The following is a 16,222-nucleotide window of genomic DNA, read 5'->3' as shown; positions in this document are numbered from 1 at the left end:
AACGACCGGGGGTTTTGCTTTTTCCTTGGTGCTGCAGGTCAGCCCTGCAGCGATTTCACCTCGACGTCACCTTCGGCCTGCGCCTTGATCGCCAACGCTGCTGCGTAGCTGGCGGCGGCGGTGGTGAAATAGGGGATCTTGTCATACAGAGCGATTGAACGGATTGATCGGCTGTCTTCCACCGCCTGTGCGCCTTCGGTTGAATTCATCACCAGCTGAACACCGCCGTCTTTCATCAGGTCAGTCACATCGGGGCGACCCTCATAGACCTTGTTGACCACTTCGCAAGGTACGCTCTGCGCGTCCAACCAGGTTTGCGTGCCGCGTGTGGCGACCAGTTCGAAGCCCTGATCGACCAGAACTCGCGCGGCTTCCAACATATCCGGCCCTTTGTCGGCATCCTTGATCGAGATGAATGCGCGGCCCGATGACGGCAGCACCATGCCAGCGCCTATCTGTGCCTTCAGGAAGGCGCGCGGGAAGTCGCGATCCCAGCCCATGACCTCACCAGTCGAGCGCATTTCCGGGCCCAGAATGGTGTCGACGCCGGGGAAGCGGGCGAAGGGCAGCACGGCCTCTTTCACCGAGAACCACGGCATGTCCGGGTCGGCCAGCGTCATCTGGTCGGCGATCTTGCTGTCGTCGACTGTTTTGTAGGGCGGGCGTTTCGGGAAGTCCGCCAGTTTCTCACCCGCCATGACCCGCGCTGCGATGGACGCAATCGCGCTGTCGGTGGCTTTGGCGACGAAGGGAACGGTACGCGAGGCGCGCGGGTTTACTTCGATCAGGTAGATCTCACCATCCTTGATTGCGAACTGAACGTTCATCAGGCCGACCACGTTCAACGCTTTGGCCAGTTTGAACGCCTGTTCTTTGATCTGTTCGATGATCTCTTTCGAAAGCGAATAGGGCGGCAGCGAACAGGCCGAGTCACCCGAGTGAACGCCCGCCTCTTCGATGTGTTGCATGATGCCTGCAACGTGAACGTCGGTGCCATCGCACAGAGCATCGACGTCGAGTTCCACCGCACCCGCCAGATAGCTGTCCAGCAGAACCGGGCTGTCGCCCGAGACCACAACAGCCTCGTTGATGTAGCGCCGCAGTTGATCCATATCGCGCACGATCTCCATCGCGCGGCCACCCAGAACGTAAGAAGGGCGGATCACCAGCGGGAAGCCGATCTCTTCGGCAATCTCAAGCGCCTGTTCATCGGTCGAAGCGATGCCGTTTTTCGGCTGCTTCAGGCCCAACTCGTTGACCAGCGCCTGGAAGCGTTCACGGTCTTCGGCCAAGTCAATCGCGTCGGGCGTCGTGCCGAGGATCGGAATGCCTTCGGCCTCAAGCGCGTTGGCCAGTTTCAATGGAGTCTGGCCGCCGAACTGGACGATGACGCCGTGCAGCGTGCCGTTTTCCTGCTCTTTCGTCAGGATTTCCATGACGTGCTCAAAAGTCAGCGGCTCGAAGTACAAACGGTCCGAGGTGTCATAGTCGGTCGAGACCGTCTCGGGGTTGCAGTTGACCATGATGGTCTCATACCCCGCATCGGTCAGCGCGAAACAGGCGTGACAGCAGCAATAGTCGAACTCGATGCCCTGACCGATCCGGTTCGGACCACCGCCGAGGATGACGACCTTTTTGCGGTCGCTTGGACGCGCCTCACACTCGACTTCACCCATCATCGGAGCTTCGTAGGTCGAGTACATATAAGGTGTCTGCGCTTCGAATTCGGCGGCGCAGGTGTCAATGCGTTTGAACACGGCCTTTACGCCCAGATTGCGGCGGGCGCGGCGGACGTTGTCTTCGTCACGGCCAGTCAGGTTGCCCAGACGTGCGTCGGTGAAGCCCAGCATTTTCAGTTTTCGGATGCCGTCCTCGGTGACCGGCAGGCCGTCTTTGCGGACCTGGCGTTCGGCCTCGATGATCTCGCGGATGCGGGCCAGGAACCAAGGGTCGAATTTGGTAACGCCGAAAATCTCATCATCGGAAAGACCATGACGCATGGCCTGCGCGATGGTGCGCAGGCGGTCTGGGGTCTGCTGGCTGATCGCTTTGATCACGGCAGCCTTGTCGTCCGCTTCTTCCCAAACGCCGACGTTCAGGCCGGGTATTTCGATCTCATCAAAACCGGTCAGACCCGATTCCATCGAAGCCAGCGCCTTTTGCATCGATTCGTGGATGGTGCGACCGATGGACATTGCCTCACCTACCGACTTCATCGCGGTGGTCAGGTAGGGCTCAGACCCCGGGAATTTCTCGAAGGCGAATTTCGGGATCTTTGTGACGACATAGTCAATGGTCGGCTCGAACGACGCGGGCGTGACTTTGGTGATGTCGTTGTCCAACTCGTCCAGCGTGTAGCCGACGGCTAGTTTCGCGGCGATCTTGGCAATCGGGAAACCGGTCGCTTTGGAGGCCAGAGCGGATGAGCGCGATACCCGCGGGTTCATCTCGATCACGACCATGCGACCGTCTTCGGGATTGATCGCCCATTGTACGTTCGACCCGCCGGTTTCGACACCGATCTCTCGCAGAACGGCGATCGAGCCGTTGCGCATGATCTGGTATTCCTTGTCGGTCAGGGTCAGGGCAGGGGCCACAGTGATCGAGTCACCCGTGTGCACGCCCATCGGATCGACGTTTTCAATCGAACAGACGATGATGGCGTTGTCGGCGGTGTCGCGGACCACCTCCATCTCGTATTCTTTCCAGCCCAGCAGGCTTTCATCGACGAGGATCTGGTTCACTGGCGAGGCATCCATGCCCGAGCGGCAGAAATGAATGTAATCCTCGCGGTTATAGGCCACGCCGCCGCCGGTACCGCCCAGCGTAAAGGCAGGTCGGATGATGGCGGGCAGGCCGATTTCCTCCAGCTCGTCCAAGGCCATCTGAACACCGGCATCCAGATCGGTAGAACCGTCTTCACGCTTGGGCGCGGTCACGATGGTTGCCTTGGGGTTTTCAAGGCCCAACCGGTCCATCGCCTCACGGAACAGGGCGCGGTCTTCAGCCATTTCGATCGCGTCGCGCTTGGCGCCGATCATCTCGACGCCGAACTTGTCCAGCACACCCATCTCTTCCAACGCGAGCGAGGTGTTTAGGCCTGTTTGGCCGCCCATGGTGGGTAGCAGGGCATCGGGGCGCTCTTTCTCGATGATCTTGGCGACCACTTCGGGCGTGATCGGCTCAATATAAGTTGCATCGGCCAGACCCGGATCAGTCATGATCGTCGCGGGGTTCGAGTTCACTAGAATGACCCGGTACCCTTCCTCGCGCAGCGCCTTACAGGCCTGAGCGCCGGAATAGTCAAACTCGCAGGCTTGTCCGATAACAATGGGACCCGCCCCAATGATCATGATCGACTGGATGTCGGTTCTTCTCGGCATGGCCTTGTTCCTTCGATTGTCAGCGAGTCAGGGCACCGCCCCAGCGCCCAAATTGTCCTGCGTTATAGGGACCGCGCGAAAAGGTGCAAGAGGTATCGGGAACAGAGGTGAAATTGCCGCTTTCCCCCCTTTCCCTTGGCAGAGTATTCTCTATATCGCGCATCACGGCTTATGAGGATGCACTTGCGTATTCGTTTTGATCAGGGACCTGCCGGTCCGGGAACCCGGTTCGACCGGCCATCCCACATCATCCGGGCGGATGCCGCGGACGAGGTGCCACAGGCGTTGGCGGCCCTCGATGACGCGCGCGCGGCGGGTAGTTGGCTGGCCGGTTATGCCAGCTATGAGCTGGGCTATGTGCTGGAACCTCGGCTGCTTGGTTTGTTGCCGCGTGAACGGAAACTGCCGCTGCTGTGTTTCGGTGTCTATGACGCGCCGGATCAAAGCGCGCTACCCAAAGCCCAAGGCGGCGTATCCGCGTTTCAGCCGCGTTGGGATGAGAGCCGCTACAGTCAGGCATTTCAGGCAGTGCATGATGCCATCGGGACAGGGGATATCTATCAGGCGAACCTGACCTTCCCGATTGATCTGACGGTTGAAGGAGATAGCGCGGCGCTTTACGCGGCGCTGACATCTGGCCAACCGGTCGGCCACGGAGCGTTGGTTCAGCAGGACGGTTTGCCGGACCTTCTCAGCCGCTCGCCCGAGCTGTTCTTCCGCACGGATGAAACCGGTCGGATCGAGACACGCCCCATGAAGGGCACCCAGCCGCGCAGCGAGGACATGGCGGAAGACGCCCGCCGCCGCAACTTCCTGTCCTCGGATGAGAAGAACCGGGCCGAGAACCTGATGATCGTTGACCTGCTGCGCAATGATATCAGCCGCGTGGCGCTGCCCGGTTCTGTTCACGTGCCCGAGCTGTTCAAGGTCGAAACCTATGCCACGGTGCATCAGATGGTCTCACTGGTGCGGGCGCGGCTGCAGGTTGGGGCCGGGTTGTCCGATATCATGACGGCTCTGTTCCCCTGTGGTTCGATCACCGGCGCGCCCAAGATCCGCGCGATGGAGATCCTCTCTGAACTGGAGCCCTGGGCGCGCGATATCTATTGCGGAACCATTGGCTGGGCCGCGCCAGATGGCCGGTCGGAATTCAACGTCGCCATCCGCACGTTGATGGTGGACGATGGAAAGGCCACGCTGAACGTCGGCGGCGGCGTGGTTTGGGACAGCACAGCCCCATCTGAATACGAGGAGGCCCTATGGAAAGCCCGCTTCGCCCACCAGTTGAGCCTGGTTTCCGCCTAATCGAAACACTGGGCTTTCACCCCGATCAGGGCTTCGTGCGGCGTGACAGGCATCTGAACCGCATGGCGCGCACGGCAAAGGCTTTGGCGCTGTCCTTCGACCGCAATGCGGCGCTTGCAGTTTTGGCTGGCGTGACCAGCGATACCCCCTTGCGGTGCCGACTGACCATGGATGTTGACGGAGGCTTTGACCTGACCAAGGCCGCCTTGGTTGGCAATCCTGAGATCTGGTGGTTGGGGATTTCTCAGACCCGGCTGAACTCGGATGACATATGGTTGCAGCACAAAACCACGCGCCGCGTGGTTTATGATACTGCCCGAGCCTCCCTGCCGGATGGCATTGACGAGCTGTTATACCTCAACGAGCGGGAAGAGCTGTGCGAAGGAACCATCACCAATCTGTTCATTGAAATGCCGGACGGGCGCAGGCTTACTCCTCCTGTGTCCTGCGGTCTTTTGCCGGGCATTCTGCGCGAGCAGCTTTTGGAGGAGGGTTGGGCCGAGGCCGTTCTAACCATGAATGATCTGAGTTCCGCCAAGGCGATTTATATGGGCAACTCTCTGCGCGGTCTAATCCCCGCAAATATGGTGGCGCTATGAGCAACGACAGCGCATTGGATCACCGCCCGGTGGCGATTGGGCGTCTGCGGCTTGAATTCGGTGCGTTCTTTGTAGCGGTCCCTCTGCTGATTGCAGTCCTGTTTCCGCCCAACTGGATGTTCCCGGCCTTGTTCGCATTCACTGGGTTGGGCATTGTCCTCTTGCATGCCACACCGGGCTTTCAATGGGCCGAGCTTCGCTACAATTGGGCGAACTGGTCGCTCCGCGAACTGGCCGCTTTCGCAGTCGTTACGGCACTGTTCTGCACGGCGCTGATCTACCTAACCCGCCCGGACGCCGCCTTTTTCCTTTTGATACACCGGCCCGAGATGCTGGCCTTTATCTGGGTCGGCTATCCGCTACTGTCTGCGCTACCGCAAGAGCTGTTATTCCGCCCGCTGTTTTACCGCCGCTACCATGCGATCCTGCCTGACAGCCGCAAGGCCGACCTCCTGAACGCGGCCATCTTTTCCTTCGCCCATCTGATGTACTGGAGCTTGATCGTCGCCGTCATGACTTTTGTTGGCGGCCTGCTGTTCAGCTGGGCCTATCGCAAACGAGGGTCCTTCTTCTACGCCACGCTGCTGCACGCGATTGCGGGGAATATCATCTTTGCCGTGGGTCTGGGCGTGTATTTCTATTCCGGCAACGTTCAAAGGCCGTTTTGACTGCGCGACCTGCCTTGACTTTCGTGGCCTGACAGGGTGTATCGGCGCGACGAATTCTGCGCCCGAAGGGATATTCCATGCACGCCTATCGCAGCCACACCTGCGCCGCTCTGACCGCCGCCAATGTCGGTGAAACCGTCCGCCTGTCCGGTTGGGTGCATCGGGTCCGAGATCATGGCGGCGTGCTGTTCATCGACCTGCGCGACCATTTCGGTGTGACACAAGTTCTCTGCGATGGCGACAGCGCGGCTTTTGCCGAGCTTGAAAAAGTGCGCTCGGAATGGTGTATCCGCATCGACGGCACCGTCAAAGCGCGTGACGCCGATCTGGTGAACTCGAAACTGCCAACTGGCGAGATCGAAGTCTACGTGCGTGAACTGGAGGTTCTGGGCGCGGCCGACGAACTGCCGCTGATGGTGTTCGGCGATCAGGAATACCCCGAGGAAACCCGCCTGCGCTATCGCTACCTCGACCTGCGCCGCGAGGCGATGCAGCAGAACATGACCCTGCGCTCGGACGTTGTGGCCTCGATGCGTCGCCGCATGTGGGATCAGGGCTTCCGTGAATATCAAACGCCGATCATCACCGCCTCGTCGCCCGAAGGCGCGCGTGACTTTCTGGTGCCCTCGCGCCTGCACCCGGGCAAGTTCTATGCACTGCCGCAAGCGCCGCAGCAGTTCAAGCAGCTGATCATGGTGTCTGGCTTCGACAAATACTTCCAAATCGCGCCGTGTTTCCGTGACGAAGACCCGAGAGCGGACCGGTCGCCCACCGATTTCTACCAGCTGGACCTTGAGATGTCGTTTGTCGAACAGCAGGATGTGTTCGATACCATACAGCCCGTTCTGACCGGTGTGTTCGAAGAGTTCGGTGGTGGCCGCAAGGTTGATCAGGACTGGCCGCAGATCTCCTACAAGGATTCGGCCCTGTGGTACGGTAGCGACAAGCCTGACCTGCGGAACCCTATCAAAATGCAAGTGGTCTCTGACCACTTCCGCGGGTCTGGCTTTGCGATTTTCGCGAAGCTGTTGGAGCAGGAAGGCACCGAGATTCGCGCCATCCCAGCGCCGACTGGGGGCAGCCGTAAGTTCTGTGATCGAATGAACGCGTTTGCACAGAAAAAGGGTCTGCCGGGGATGGGCTACATCTTCTGGCGCGATCAGGGAGAAGGGATGGAGGCCGCTGGCCCGCTTGCCAAGAACATCGGCCCCGAGCGGACCGAGGCGATCCGTCAGCAGCTGGGTCTGGGTGTCGGTGATGCCGCGTTCTTCCTGGGGGGCAAGCCGAAAGCCTTTGAAAAGGTGGCCGGTAAAGCCCGTGACGTAATCGGTGACGAACTGAACCTGACCGAAAAAGACCGCTTTGCCTTTGCCTGGATTGTGGATTTTCCGATCTACGAGCAGGATGAAGAAACCGGCGCGATCGACTTTGAACACAACCCGTTCTCGATGCCGCAGGGCGGTATGGAGGCGCTGAACGGCAACCCGCTGGACGTGCGCGGGTACCAGTATGATCTGGCCTGTAACGGGTATGAATTGGTCTCGGGCGCGATCCGGAACCACAAGCCGGAAATCATGCTGAAAGCCTTTGAGCTGGCGGGCTATGGTGAGGACGAAGTGAAATCCCGCTTTGGCGCCCTGTTCAACGCGTTCCACTACGGCGCGCCGCCACACGGTGGTTGTGCTGCGGGCATCGACCGGATCGTGATGCTGCTGGCGGATGAAGCCAACATTCGCGAGGTCATGATGTTCCCGATGAACCAACGCGCCGAAGATCTGATGATGGATGCGCCGTCCGAGCCAAGCTCGGATCAATTGATGGAGCTGGGGCTTCGCATTATCCCGCAGGATTAAAGAAACAGCCGCCCGCTTCTAGCGGGCGGTTTGCGTTTGAGGGGGCGAAACCAAGCAATTGCTGCGTATCACCTGATCGCGTTGATCACCGAGGCAAGAATGCGTTTGTGTTTCGATTCTGTCTCGTTACCTCAATCCCCAGATATGCCTGTGACATTCTCGGGACATTGGTGTCACTTGATGATTCAGGTGAAACCCGAAACGCTTTAGTCCAGAGGATTGGCCACCCCGACCCGTTTCGCCCGGATGGCCCGAGCCGAGCTGCGGGCCTGTAGGTATATCCACAAACACAACAAGGATGCGGTGATGAAATAGGCGGTTACCAATTCAGATAGCCTCTTTCTGCTGCAATCTGTCTTGAACGATCCCGGCGACTTGCGCGGCGCGGGCGGTGATCGGCATACCCTCAGAGCGCGACGCGGCAAGGCCCTTTGCCGCCTTGACTAGTGCCAGATCATTGGCCTCACGCGCGACGCTGCCGAGAAACTGGGCTGCATAGTCCAAAGTGCGGTGATCATTCGGACCGGCCAGCACGTCGGCGATATGGGCCATGTCGTCTTGATAAGCGAGCGGGTCGGGATGGATCTGCTCATCCCGGACCGCGTGCAGCTCGCTGGGGCGGCGGTCTTCGGGCAGCAGCTCGAGAATGGTTCTTTGAAAGAAGGCCATGGATTTGATTGGTTTGTCCAGAAATCCATCTGCCCCGGCCTGTATCGCCTGTTCGCGGGTGCAGTCATCGCCGGACATACCAAGGATGACACCGATCCGAGGGGTGGCCTGCGCCAGTTCGGCAATCAGATCAGCGCCCGAGCCATCCGGCAGCCCCATATCCACGACGATGATGGAGGGGCGATAGATCTGCAGGTGGCGCCGGGCCGATTTCAGACAATCTGCACGCCGGATCCGCGCGCCGCTATGCAGGCACATCAGGCGGATCACGTCGCAGGAATATCGGCTGTCTTCGACAACCAGAATGGTCTGTCCCCGCAACGGTCGGGTCGCGGTGGGTGTGGCAATGGTGGTCAATGGTCCCGAATCGTCCATGGCAGCTCTCCTATCCAGCAGATGCCTCACGCTAGGAACTTCTGGCTAACACAGGGTTAACGGGCAATTTGGCGCACTTGTTCTTTGCCCGGGCAGCCCCCATAACCCAAGCAACGCAGGACAGAGGAGACTATCATGATTGGACGCTTGAACCACGTTGCCATCGCCGTTCCGGACCTTGAGGCCGCATCGGATCAATACCGCAATGCGCTGGGCGCCAAGGTGGGTACGCCTCAGGATGAACCCGATCATGGTGTGACGGTTGTCTTCATCGAATTGCCCAACACGAAAATCGAGCTTCTGTATCCGCTGGGTGATGACAGCCCGATCAACGGGTTTCTGGAAAAGAACCCCGCCGGAGGTATCCATCACGTCTGCTATGAGGTCGACGATATCATCGCCGCGCGTGACCACCTGAAGGAAACCGGCGCGCGTGTGCTTGGCTCGGGTGAGCCCAAGATCGGTGCTCATGGCAAACCTGTGCTGTTCCTGCACCCAAAAGACTTCAACGGTTGCCTGGTCGAGTTGGAACAGGTGTAACGCCAGCCCGGAGGGCCTGACATGACTATCACTGCCGCTTTGGTTCTGTTTGCTGTCATCTGGTTCATGACGCTGCTGATTGTTCTGCCTATTCGCATCAAGACGCAGGGCGATCTGGGGGATATCGTTCCGGGCACCCATGCGGGTGCGCCGGAAGAGCATCACATGAAAAAGAAGATGTGGATCACCACCGGCATTTCGATCGTTCTGTGGGCGATCATCGCCGGGATCATCCTGTCGGGCGCGATTTCGGTGCGCGACTTCGACTGGTTGAACCAGTTGGAGCCGCGCTGACCTCAGGTGCTCGACAGTTTGTGATAGATATGGGTGAACGTGGCCGCCCCGAGGATCGGGATCACCAGGTTCACCAAAGGAACGGAAAGCGGGATCGCCATCAGCGTTCCTGCGGCCCAGATGGTTGTGACGTGTTTGGCGCGTAGCTTGCGTGCCCCGTCACGGCCCAAACGGCGCATCGCCGCCAGCGTAAAGTACTCTCGACCCAGCAGAAAACCGTTCATCGCCCAGAAAATGAAGGGCGCGAAGGGTGGGAAGATCGCGTAGAGGATCAGGGCCAGAATATTGGCCAGGATCAGAACGCCTAAAAAGCCCACCCCATCCATGACGGCCTCGGAGACCGGTATCCTTGGGGCTTTGGGCAGGGTTGGATAGTGCTTGTCCTCGACGGCCTGGGCCACGTCTTCGAGAAAGATCGAGGTGATAGCCGAGGCGACCGGCACCATCAGGAACACCGGCAACACCAGCACCAGAAAAATGCCTGAGTAGTTCAGCACGTCGTTCAACCAGGAAACCGTGCCAACAAATGGCAGTGAAATCTCGTTGCCGGATAGCGAATTGATAAACCAGATCGCGCCTGCGCAGGCAAGGATCAGCAAAAGAACCGTCAGCCCGATGCCCCGAAACAGGACAGAGCGGAATTTTGGGTCTCCGATCTGACCCAGCGCTAAAAAAAACGCGTTGAGGATGATCATTCCGCGACCCATTCCGTCAGGGCTGCAACATCGGGCCGCGGGCGCTCGGGCGGAGCGCTGCCTTCGGTGGCGATGTGAATCAGGCCCGCGACGCTTTCATTGTCTGCCAGCCCAAATGCTTTTTGGCAGAAGGCACGGTCATGGGTCTGCCAGCCGGACAGCCAGTTGGCGCCCCATCCGGCGGCCAATGCCGCGTTCAACAGCGCCAGACAGACCGCGCCAGCCGAATAGGTCTGTTCGATGGCGGGGATTTTCTCGGACGGCTTCTGAACCTCAATCACGGCCACGGCCAGATGTCCCAAGTCGAACTGGCTGCGGGCCTTTGCGATGTCTTCGGGGCTTTTGCCCAAAGCGGTGCCGCATTCCTCGGTCAGGCTGGCCAGACGCGCCATCGCGCCTTTTTCCAGCACGATGAACCGCCAAGGCTCAAGCTTGCCATGATCAGGGCTGCGGGCCGCAGCGGTCAGCAGCGGCACCAGCTCATCCCGCGTCGGAGCCGGGGCGATCAGCGTTTTTGCAGGGCGAGAGCGACGCGCCTGCAGAAAATCCAGCGCGGCGGGGTTTTTCAGGGACATATGTTAATTTCCTTTACATCAGCGGTTTGTATTTTGGTTGCCACGGCTTGGGTTTCAAGGGGCAGGACAAGTTCGCTGGGTCTTTTCTGGCCGGACGGTGGGGCCTACGGAAAAGGGGTTTGAATGGCTACATTTGGGATATCTAAGGCATCGGCGTGTCGCCGTCCATGCGCGTGCTCTGGGGGCCTTAATCCTGCGTTTCGCGAATTTGATAGACGCCTTCGGGCAGGTCCAGCGCGGCTGCCAGATCACGTACCTGTTCAGGCGACAGTGTTATTTTCTGGACCTCACCGGTGCGGGGATCGAATTGCTCCAACGTTACACATTCCGCGAAGCTGTTGATGACAACGTCCTCGTTCAAAGGCTTGTCGCCTTCATCCACCAGAGTAATCACCGTCGAGTCGAATTCATGCTCAATCGAAAACATGAGTTCAGAGTGCGCGTGACAGCCTCGCAATGCAAGTCGTTTGGGCGCGATACGGGTATGGTCGTGTCGTCATGCGCGCGCTATGTTCCCGTTAAGGCCTGACCGCTTGAAGGAAACCTGATGCGTCGACTCATTCTTCTGGTGATTGCACTGTTTCTGGCGGCATGCAGCGCGGAAACCCTGCGCGAGCAATCCGTCGCCGAGTGGGAGGCCTCGGACGCGCCCGTGACGGTTGAGACCTTCCGCGAGGTGAGCCAAGCAATCGGTGACGAAGCACGCGCGCAATGTTTGCGTACCTCAAAGGGGCAGAACTGCGACTTCCGAATTCTGGTGGACTTGAATCCCAAGGCCCCGGCCAATGCGTTTCAGACACTGGACGATAAAAAGCAGCCGGTGATCATTTTTACCCGCTCGATGATTCAATCTGCCCAGAACGCGGATGAGCTGGCCTTTGTCATGGGCCATGAGGCGGCGCATCACGTTCTGAGTCATATCGCCCGTCAAAGCGAAAACGCCAGCGCCAGTGCCGCGAAATTCGGAGACTTGGCGCGGCTTCGCGGCGGCAGCGACGCCGAGATTGAAGAGGCGCAGAAACTGGGCGCTAAAGTGGGTGTGCAGGCCTATGTCCAGACCTTTGAGCTTGAGGCCGATCAACTGGGTACAATCATTACCTATAATGCCGGATATAACCCCTTGGTCGGTGCCAAGTATTTCGACCGCATTCCGGATCCCGCTGACAAGTTCCTCAGCACACATCCGCCCAACGCGCAGCGCGTGCAGATCGTTCAGCAAACGGCCCGGCAGTTTGGATTGACCCAATGACGGATGTGCTGCGGATGGGGGTCGTCTTGACGGATCGGGGCTCGAAATACGCGGTGTCGGGCGCGCATGTCGAATCGCGGGCCGAGATTGACGCGGTGCTGGACGCGTTGCGTTCGGACAAAAGCTATGCCAAGGCCACGCATAATACATGGGCGGCGGTTTTGCCGACTGGCGGGCTAAAGGCCGATGATGGCGAAAGCGGCGCTGGCATGGTGATCTTACGTATGTTGGAGCGTGAAGGCCTGCGCAATCACGTGATCATCGTCACCCGCTGGTATGGCGGCAAGAAACTGGGCGGAGACCGTTTTCGTCGTGTTCAGGACGCCACGCGCGCCTATCTGGACCGGATCAGCGCCCCAATTTGACCTGAATCAAAGTCCTATGGTCCATGCTTGCTACCCTATTTGCCAGCGCGACAGGGAAAGGACGCAACATGCCCAGCCTGAAATCACTGCGATTGCATGCCGGTTTGGTGGACGACATGGCAAACATGCTGGATGTCGATCTGGAGGAAGCCACTATCCGGGGCGATGTGTCCATGGACCAGCTTTCGGAGGCGGTACTGCGCTGCACCGATTGCCCCAATCCCGACAATTGCCAAACGCTGCTGGCTCAAGCATCGTCTCTAAGCCGGACCCCTGAATACTGCCGCAACAAAGACTTGCTGCATAAACTGATGCCCTAGCGCGGGTTGGTAGGATGCCGCATCTGGGAAACATCATGACCCATTTTCGTCTGGTCCTGCGCATGGGGCAGACAACCGGCGCGGATCTTGTTCATGCGCATCGGTCCGGCAAGCTCAGCCAAGAGGAATGGGCCGAGATGATCCAGTTCTGCCGGGGGTGCTCATCTGCGCAGGATTGCCCCGAATGGATGGATCGGCAGGCCGCGGGCGCAGACGCGCCGCAGACCTGTCCGAATCGGGCGAAATTTGCCGCGCTCAAGGCCGCGCAAACCGAACAGGCCTGAAGTCTCAGAACCTGAACTGCCTTTCAGAGCTTTGAATGCGATCCGTCGCACAGGGGTGGCTTGGACGTATGTTTACACCCGCAGAAGAACACCTTTTTGCTGGCCTCAGCGGTGTATTTGACCGGCTCGAAACTGCTGCCTTTGTGGGAGCCATCGCAGAAAGGTTGCCGCTTGGACTGGCCGCAGGAGCACCAGAAATAGCTTTTCCCTTCTTCGACCTCGACGGGAATGGGCGAGTCCTGGGCGATGATCGGGGGCTGAGACATGTGGCTACTCCGTCCTTTGGCTGGTGTCTGAAAAAAGTCTAGGGTTAAGTTTCGAAAAAGGTAGCCTGTCTTGGCGAGTAGGTCGCAATTTGCCGGTCATGCTGGCATGGAATCGCTGCGTTTCACGGTTTTGTGATTGATTCTGTTGCCAGATTGCTTGTCAGCCCGTATTCTGGTCGTGGCCCCGAAAATTGGGCAATATCAGCAAAGTAATAAAGGAATGATGGACATGAAACTGAAGTTTGCCGCCGTTGGTGCGTTTGCTCTGATCCTGACTGCTTGTGCGCAGCAGGAAGAACCGACCCCAGTATACGTTCAGCCGAGCTATGATAAAGCTGGCACACCAAGCTGCCCGGGCGGGTATCAGCTGGCAACAACCGAAGCAGGCCAGACTGTCTGTGACCCGATACAATAAAGGTTTTGCAGGCGGCCCCAATGCGGGCCGTCTGCACATCAAACGAAGTGGATGCCGCCCTTGGGGCGGTTTTTTCTTGCCCATTGCACCGCAGGCGCCAACGGTTCAGAACGGCACGACAGCAATCGCCCGAGGACCCATGCTCAATTTCTTTTCCCGCCTCAAGGACCGCACCAAATGGAGCTGGCAAGGATTGCTCGCCACCTGGCGGGAGGAGTATTCCTTTCGCGTTTGGGGCTATGCAAACCTGATCTCGGCGGCGCTTGCCGTGTGGCTGCCGGTCAGCGGGGCCGAGCGTGGGTTGATCCTTGTCATGGGTGTTCTCGTGCTTGTGGCCGAGCTGTTCAACACGGCTATCGAACGCGCGGTTGATTATACGTCGACCGACCATCACCCGCTGGCGGGGCAGGCCAAAGATGCTGCGAGCGCGGCCGTTGCATTGACCGCGATTGCCGCCGGGGTTGCCTGGGCGGTGGCGCTGATTGGCCTGATATAGTCCGCCTTAAGCTACGCTTGAAACTCTGGAGCGCTCAGCGAAACTTGCGATGTATCTTGTGGCGCAGGCGAAATGATCTGTGTTTCAGATGCTGCGGCCTGTGTTGCTTGAAAACCAGTTTACGATGCGGATGCAGGACGCGCTTGGCCGGTTTGACCTTGTGTTTGAGGACTGGAGCCGAGTGATGTCGGTGAACAAAGTGTTTGCTGCGTTTGTAAATCACCAGCTTGTTGCCTCCGACTGACAAGATCTTGACCGCGCCGCCATGCTCGTGCTGCGCCGTCGCCGGCGGCGCCAGCATCATGGCTGCCACCGCCATCATTTTGAAATGCGATGAAATTGTCGGAAACCGAAACATGAAACCCTCCAACCAGTGTCGAGTTCAATATCGCGGCTTTGGCGGGCAAGCGCCAATAAACTCGGCTCACGCTTGCCCCATCTGTTTTGTAGATTTCAGATCATAGAGTTAGGGGTGTTCAAACCCGTTTGCCCCACAAGTCATACTCACCCGCTTCATCGACCTCGACCGTCACGAGGTCTCCGGGCTTTAGGGTTTCGAACCCTTCATCAATGAACAGGTTGCCGTCAATCTCGGGCGCGTCGGTCTTGGTTCGGCAGGTCGCGGCCTCGTCGTCGACCTCATCCACGATGACCTGAAGGGTCTGACCGACCTTGGCTTCCAATTTGGCCTCAGAGATCGCCTGCGCTTTCTCCATGAAACGGTCCCATCGGTCCTGCTTGACCTCGGGGGCTACATGATCGGGCAGATCGTTCGAGCGCGCGCCATCGACGTTTTCGTACTGAAAACAACCAACACGATCCAATTGCGCCTCGTCCATCCAGTCCAGCAGGGTCTGGAATTCGGCCTCGGTCTCGCCCGGATATCCAACAATGAAGGTCGAGCGCAGAGTGATGTCCGGGCAGATCTCGCGCCAGGCCTTGATCTCATCGAGTGTTTTGGCGGCTGCCGCCGGACGGGCCATGCGCTTGAGCACGTCCGGGTGGGCGTGTTGAAAGGGGATATCCAGATAGGGCAGCACATTGCAGCCCGCATCCGCCATCAGCGGGATCAACTCGCGCACATGCGGGTAGGGGTAGACATAGTGCAGCCGGACCCAGGCATCGAGCTGCCCCAATTCGCGCGCCAGATCTGTGATATGGCTGCGCACCTCGCGATCCTTCCACGGGTTCACATCGTATTTCCGGTCCAACCCATAGGCCGAGGTATCCTGACTGATCACCAACAACTCGCGCACGCCGTTTTCGACCAGCTTTTCAGCCTCCCGCAGCACCGCATGGGCCGGACGGCTGGCAAGCTTGCCGCGCATGTCGGGGATGATGCAGAACTTGCACTTGTGGTTACAGCCCTCAGAGATCTTGAGATAGCTGTAGTGCCGCGGAGTCAGCTGCACAGAACTAGCAGGCAACAGGTCAACGAATGGGTCCGGATCAGGCGGCACCGCCACATGTACCGCGTCCAAAACTTGCTCGTATTGATGCGGGCCGGTGACCGCCATGATGCGCGGGTGGTGTTCCCGGATATAGTCCGGCTCGGCCCCCAAACATCCGGTCACGATGACCTTGCCGTTTTCCACCAGAGCCTCGCCGATGGCGTCCAGAGATTCGGCCTTGGCGCTGTCCAGAAACCCGCAAGTGTTCACAATCACGGCATCGGCCCCGGAATAATCGGGCGAAATACCGTACCCTTCGGCGCGCAGCCGGGTCAGGATGCGCTCGCTGTCTACCAGCGCTTTGGGGCAGCCCAATGAGACCATACCAATGGTCGGCTGGCCTGAGCGCGGCGTGTCGGTGAACCGGGCAGACGGGGCAAGGTCGGGGCGGAGGTTTGGCGGATTGCTACTCATGCGGCC

The 16,222-nt window shown here is 59.0% G+C and carries 20 protein-coding genes; 12 read left to right on the top strand and 8 right to left on the bottom strand.

The window, feature by feature from the left end:
* Positions 1-38: 38 nt before the first annotated feature.
* Complete coding sequence (gene carB / locus ACR0AI_RS17275) at positions 39-3,383, bottom strand: carbamoyl-phosphate synthase large subunit (protein ID WP_480675843.1); 3,345 nt, start codon at positions 3,381-3,383, stop codon at positions 39-41.
* Positions 3,384-3,560: 177 nt separating this feature from the next.
* Between carB and ACR0AI_RS17270 the strand changes: the two genes are divergently transcribed.
* The 4 genes from ACR0AI_RS17270 to aspS all read left to right on the top strand — a co-directional run bounded on the left by ACR0AI_RS17270 (position 3,561) and on the right by aspS (position 7,808).
* On the top strand, positions 3,561-4,688 hold the full coding sequence (locus ACR0AI_RS17270; protein ID WP_480676123.1) for an aminodeoxychorismate synthase component I: 1,128 nt from the start codon (positions 3,561-3,563) through the stop codon (positions 4,686-4,688).
* The gene (locus tag ACR0AI_RS17265) at positions 4,643-5,287 is read left to right on the top strand and encodes an aminotransferase class IV family protein (RefSeq protein WP_480675841.1); all 645 of its coding nucleotides are present in this window, start codon (positions 4,643-4,645) and stop codon (positions 5,285-5,287) included. Before ACR0AI_RS17270 ends, ACR0AI_RS17265 begins: the two co-directional genes overlap by 46 nt.
* Complete coding sequence (locus ACR0AI_RS17260; protein ID WP_480675839.1) at positions 5,284-5,955, top strand: CPBP family glutamic-type intramembrane protease; 672 nt, start codon at positions 5,284-5,286, stop codon at positions 5,953-5,955. Before ACR0AI_RS17265 ends, ACR0AI_RS17260 begins: the two co-directional genes overlap by 4 nt.
* A gap of 77 nt (positions 5,956-6,032) precedes the next feature.
* Positions 6,033-7,808, top strand: a complete 1,776-nt coding sequence (gene aspS, locus ACR0AI_RS17255) for an aspartate--tRNA ligase (RefSeq protein WP_480675837.1) — start codon at positions 6,033-6,035, stop codon at positions 7,806-7,808.
* Between the two features lie 327 nt (positions 7,809-8,135).
* On the opposite strand, the gene ACR0AI_RS17250 is transcribed toward aspS, so the two are convergent.
* The gene (locus ACR0AI_RS17250) at positions 8,136-8,852 is read right to left on the bottom strand and encodes a response regulator (protein ID WP_480675835.1); all 717 of its coding nucleotides are present in this window, start codon (positions 8,850-8,852) and stop codon (positions 8,136-8,138) included.
* A 135-nt stretch (positions 8,853-8,987) separates the two neighbouring features.
* On the opposite strand from ACR0AI_RS17250, the gene mce reads away from it, so the two are divergent.
* Complete coding sequence (gene mce, locus ACR0AI_RS17245) at positions 8,988-9,392, top strand: methylmalonyl-CoA epimerase (RefSeq protein ID WP_480675833.1); 405 nt, start codon at positions 8,988-8,990, stop codon at positions 9,390-9,392.
* Positions 9,393-9,413: 21 nt separating this feature from the next.
* Positions 9,414-9,686, top strand: a complete 273-nt coding sequence (locus tag ACR0AI_RS17240; RefSeq protein WP_170374730.1) for a DUF1467 family protein — start codon at positions 9,414-9,416, stop codon at positions 9,684-9,686.
* A 2-nt stretch (positions 9,687-9,688) separates the two neighbouring features.
* Here the strand turns inward: ACR0AI_RS17240 and ACR0AI_RS17235 are convergent, their stop codons facing one another.
* The 3 genes from ACR0AI_RS17235 to ACR0AI_RS17225 form a co-directional block, all read right to left on the bottom strand.
* Positions 9,689-10,381, bottom strand: a complete 693-nt coding sequence (locus tag ACR0AI_RS17235) for an EI24 domain-containing protein (protein WP_480675831.1) — start codon at positions 10,379-10,381, stop codon at positions 9,689-9,691.
* The gene (locus ACR0AI_RS17230) at positions 10,378-10,956 is read right to left on the bottom strand and encodes a nitroreductase family protein (protein WP_480675829.1); all 579 of its coding nucleotides are present in this window, start codon (positions 10,954-10,956) and stop codon (positions 10,378-10,380) included. The genes ACR0AI_RS17235 and ACR0AI_RS17230 overlap by 4 nt, the downstream gene beginning before the upstream one ends.
* Before the next feature lie 187 nt (positions 10,957-11,143).
* Positions 11,144-11,383 carry a hypothetical protein gene (locus tag ACR0AI_RS17225; protein WP_170460576.1) on the bottom strand — a complete coding sequence of 80 codons (240 nt, stop codon included), beginning with the start codon at positions 11,381-11,383 and terminating at the stop codon, positions 11,144-11,146.
* Between the two features lie 120 nt (positions 11,384-11,503).
* Between ACR0AI_RS17225 and ACR0AI_RS17220 the strand changes: the two genes are divergently transcribed.
* From ACR0AI_RS17220 to ACR0AI_RS17205, 4 genes are all read left to right on the top strand, one after another.
* Positions 11,504-12,205 carry a M48 family metallopeptidase gene (locus ACR0AI_RS17220; RefSeq protein WP_480675827.1) on the top strand — a complete coding sequence of 234 codons (702 nt, stop codon included), beginning with the start codon at positions 11,504-11,506 and terminating at the stop codon, positions 12,203-12,205.
* Positions 12,202-12,570, top strand: coding sequence for a YigZ family protein (locus ACR0AI_RS17215; RefSeq protein ID WP_170460595.1), 369 nt, complete (start codon positions 12,202-12,204; stop codon positions 12,568-12,570). Before ACR0AI_RS17220 ends, ACR0AI_RS17215 begins: the two co-directional genes overlap by 4 nt.
* A 68-nt stretch (positions 12,571-12,638) precedes the next feature.
* Complete coding sequence (locus tag ACR0AI_RS17210; protein WP_170492215.1) at positions 12,639-12,890, top strand: DUF6455 family protein; 252 nt, start codon at positions 12,639-12,641, stop codon at positions 12,888-12,890.
* Between the two features lie 14 nt (positions 12,891-12,904).
* On the top strand, positions 12,905-13,174 hold the full coding sequence (locus ACR0AI_RS17205) for a DUF6455 family protein (RefSeq protein ID WP_170637424.1): 270 nt from the start codon (positions 12,905-12,907) through the stop codon (positions 13,172-13,174).
* A 23-nt stretch (positions 13,175-13,197) separates the two neighbouring features.
* Here ACR0AI_RS17205 and ACR0AI_RS17200 read toward each other — a convergent pair whose 3' ends face one another.
* Positions 13,198-13,440 carry a CDGSH iron-sulfur domain-containing protein gene (locus ACR0AI_RS17200; protein WP_170718881.1) on the bottom strand — a complete coding sequence of 81 codons (243 nt, stop codon included), beginning with the start codon at positions 13,438-13,440 and terminating at the stop codon, positions 13,198-13,200.
* 229 nt (positions 13,441-13,669) lie between these two features.
* On the opposite strand from ACR0AI_RS17200, the gene ACR0AI_RS17195 reads away from it, so the two are divergent.
* Both ACR0AI_RS17195 and ACR0AI_RS17190 read left to right on the top strand, forming a co-directional pair.
* The gene (locus ACR0AI_RS17195; protein WP_425085163.1) at positions 13,670-13,855 is read left to right on the top strand and encodes a hypothetical protein; all 186 of its coding nucleotides are present in this window, start codon (positions 13,670-13,672) and stop codon (positions 13,853-13,855) included.
* 139 nt (positions 13,856-13,994) lie between these two features.
* Complete coding sequence (locus ACR0AI_RS17190; protein ID WP_480675824.1) at positions 13,995-14,351, top strand: diacylglycerol kinase; 357 nt, start codon at positions 13,995-13,997, stop codon at positions 14,349-14,351.
* Between the two features lie 34 nt (positions 14,352-14,385).
* Here the strand turns inward: ACR0AI_RS17190 and ACR0AI_RS17185 are convergent, their stop codons facing one another.
* Both ACR0AI_RS17185 and rimO read right to left on the bottom strand, forming a co-directional pair.
* Positions 14,386-14,673 (bottom strand): hypothetical protein, encoded by a 288-nt coding sequence (locus tag ACR0AI_RS17185; protein ID WP_480701414.1) that lies wholly within the window; start codon positions 14,671-14,673, stop codon positions 14,386-14,388.
* Between the two features lie 154 nt (positions 14,674-14,827).
* The gene (rimO, locus tag ACR0AI_RS17180; protein ID WP_480675820.1) at positions 14,828-16,216 is read right to left on the bottom strand and encodes a 30S ribosomal protein S12 methylthiotransferase RimO; all 1,389 of its coding nucleotides are present in this window, start codon (positions 16,214-16,216) and stop codon (positions 14,828-14,830) included.
* Positions 16,217-16,222 lie beyond the last annotated feature (6 nt).

The sequence above is a fragment of the Ruegeria sp. BG3 genome (genome assembly GCF_056538485.1).
This window is presented reverse-complemented; position numbering and strand designations above follow the sequence as displayed.

What these genes read in the sequence shown, in the direction of transcription:
- carB (WP_480675843.1), bottom strand. Translation starts at nt 3,383, where the DNA reads ATGCCGAGAAGAACCGACATCCAGTCGATCATGATCATTGGGGCGGGT.
- ACR0AI_RS17270 (WP_480676123.1), top strand. Translation starts at nt 3,561, where the DNA reads ATGCACTTGCGTATTCGTTTTGATCAGGGACCTGCCGGTCCGGGAACC.
- ACR0AI_RS17265 (WP_480675841.1), top strand. Translation starts at nt 4,643, where the DNA reads ATGGAAAGCCCGCTTCGCCCACCAGTTGAGCCTGGTTTCCGCCTAATC.
- ACR0AI_RS17260 (WP_480675839.1), top strand. Translation starts at nt 5,284, where the DNA reads ATGAGCAACGACAGCGCATTGGATCACCGCCCGGTGGCGATTGGGCGT.
- aspS (WP_480675837.1), top strand. Translation starts at nt 6,033, where the DNA reads ATGCACGCCTATCGCAGCCACACCTGCGCCGCTCTGACCGCCGCCAAT.
- ACR0AI_RS17250 (WP_480675835.1), bottom strand. Translation starts at nt 8,852, where the DNA reads ATGGACGATTCGGGACCATTGACCACCATTGCCACACCCACCGCGACC.
- mce (WP_480675833.1), top strand. Translation starts at nt 8,988, where the DNA reads ATGATTGGACGCTTGAACCACGTTGCCATCGCCGTTCCGGACCTTGAG.
- ACR0AI_RS17240 (WP_170374730.1), top strand. Translation starts at nt 9,414, where the DNA reads ATGACTATCACTGCCGCTTTGGTTCTGTTTGCTGTCATCTGGTTCATG.
- ACR0AI_RS17235 (WP_480675831.1), bottom strand. Translation starts at nt 10,381, where the DNA reads ATGATCATCCTCAACGCGTTTTTTTTAGCGCTGGGTCAGATCGGAGAC.
- ACR0AI_RS17230 (WP_480675829.1), bottom strand. Translation starts at nt 10,956, where the DNA reads ATGTCCCTGAAAAACCCCGCCGCGCTGGATTTTCTGCAGGCGCGTCGC.
- ACR0AI_RS17225 (WP_170460576.1), bottom strand. Translation starts at nt 11,383, where the DNA reads ATGTTTTCGATTGAGCATGAATTCGACTCGACGGTGATTACTCTGGTG.
- ACR0AI_RS17220 (WP_480675827.1), top strand. Translation starts at nt 11,504, where the DNA reads ATGCGTCGACTCATTCTTCTGGTGATTGCACTGTTTCTGGCGGCATGC.
- ACR0AI_RS17215 (WP_170460595.1), top strand. Translation starts at nt 12,202, where the DNA reads ATGACGGATGTGCTGCGGATGGGGGTCGTCTTGACGGATCGGGGCTCG.
- ACR0AI_RS17210 (WP_170492215.1), top strand. Translation starts at nt 12,639, where the DNA reads ATGCCCAGCCTGAAATCACTGCGATTGCATGCCGGTTTGGTGGACGAC.
- ACR0AI_RS17205 (WP_170637424.1), top strand. Translation starts at nt 12,905, where the DNA reads ATGCCGCATCTGGGAAACATCATGACCCATTTTCGTCTGGTCCTGCGC.
- ACR0AI_RS17200 (WP_170718881.1), bottom strand. Translation starts at nt 13,440, where the DNA reads ATGTCTCAGCCCCCGATCATCGCCCAGGACTCGCCCATTCCCGTCGAG.
- ACR0AI_RS17195 (WP_425085163.1), top strand. Translation starts at nt 13,670, where the DNA reads ATGAAACTGAAGTTTGCCGCCGTTGGTGCGTTTGCTCTGATCCTGACT.
- ACR0AI_RS17190 (WP_480675824.1), top strand. Translation starts at nt 13,995, where the DNA reads ATGCTCAATTTCTTTTCCCGCCTCAAGGACCGCACCAAATGGAGCTGG.
- ACR0AI_RS17185 (WP_480701414.1), bottom strand. Translation starts at nt 14,673, where the DNA reads ATGATGGCGGTGGCAGCCATGATGCTGGCGCCGCCGGCGACGGCGCAG.
- rimO (WP_480675820.1), bottom strand. Translation starts at nt 16,216, where the DNA reads ATGAGTAGCAATCCGCCAAACCTCCGCCCCGACCTTGCCCCGTCTGCC.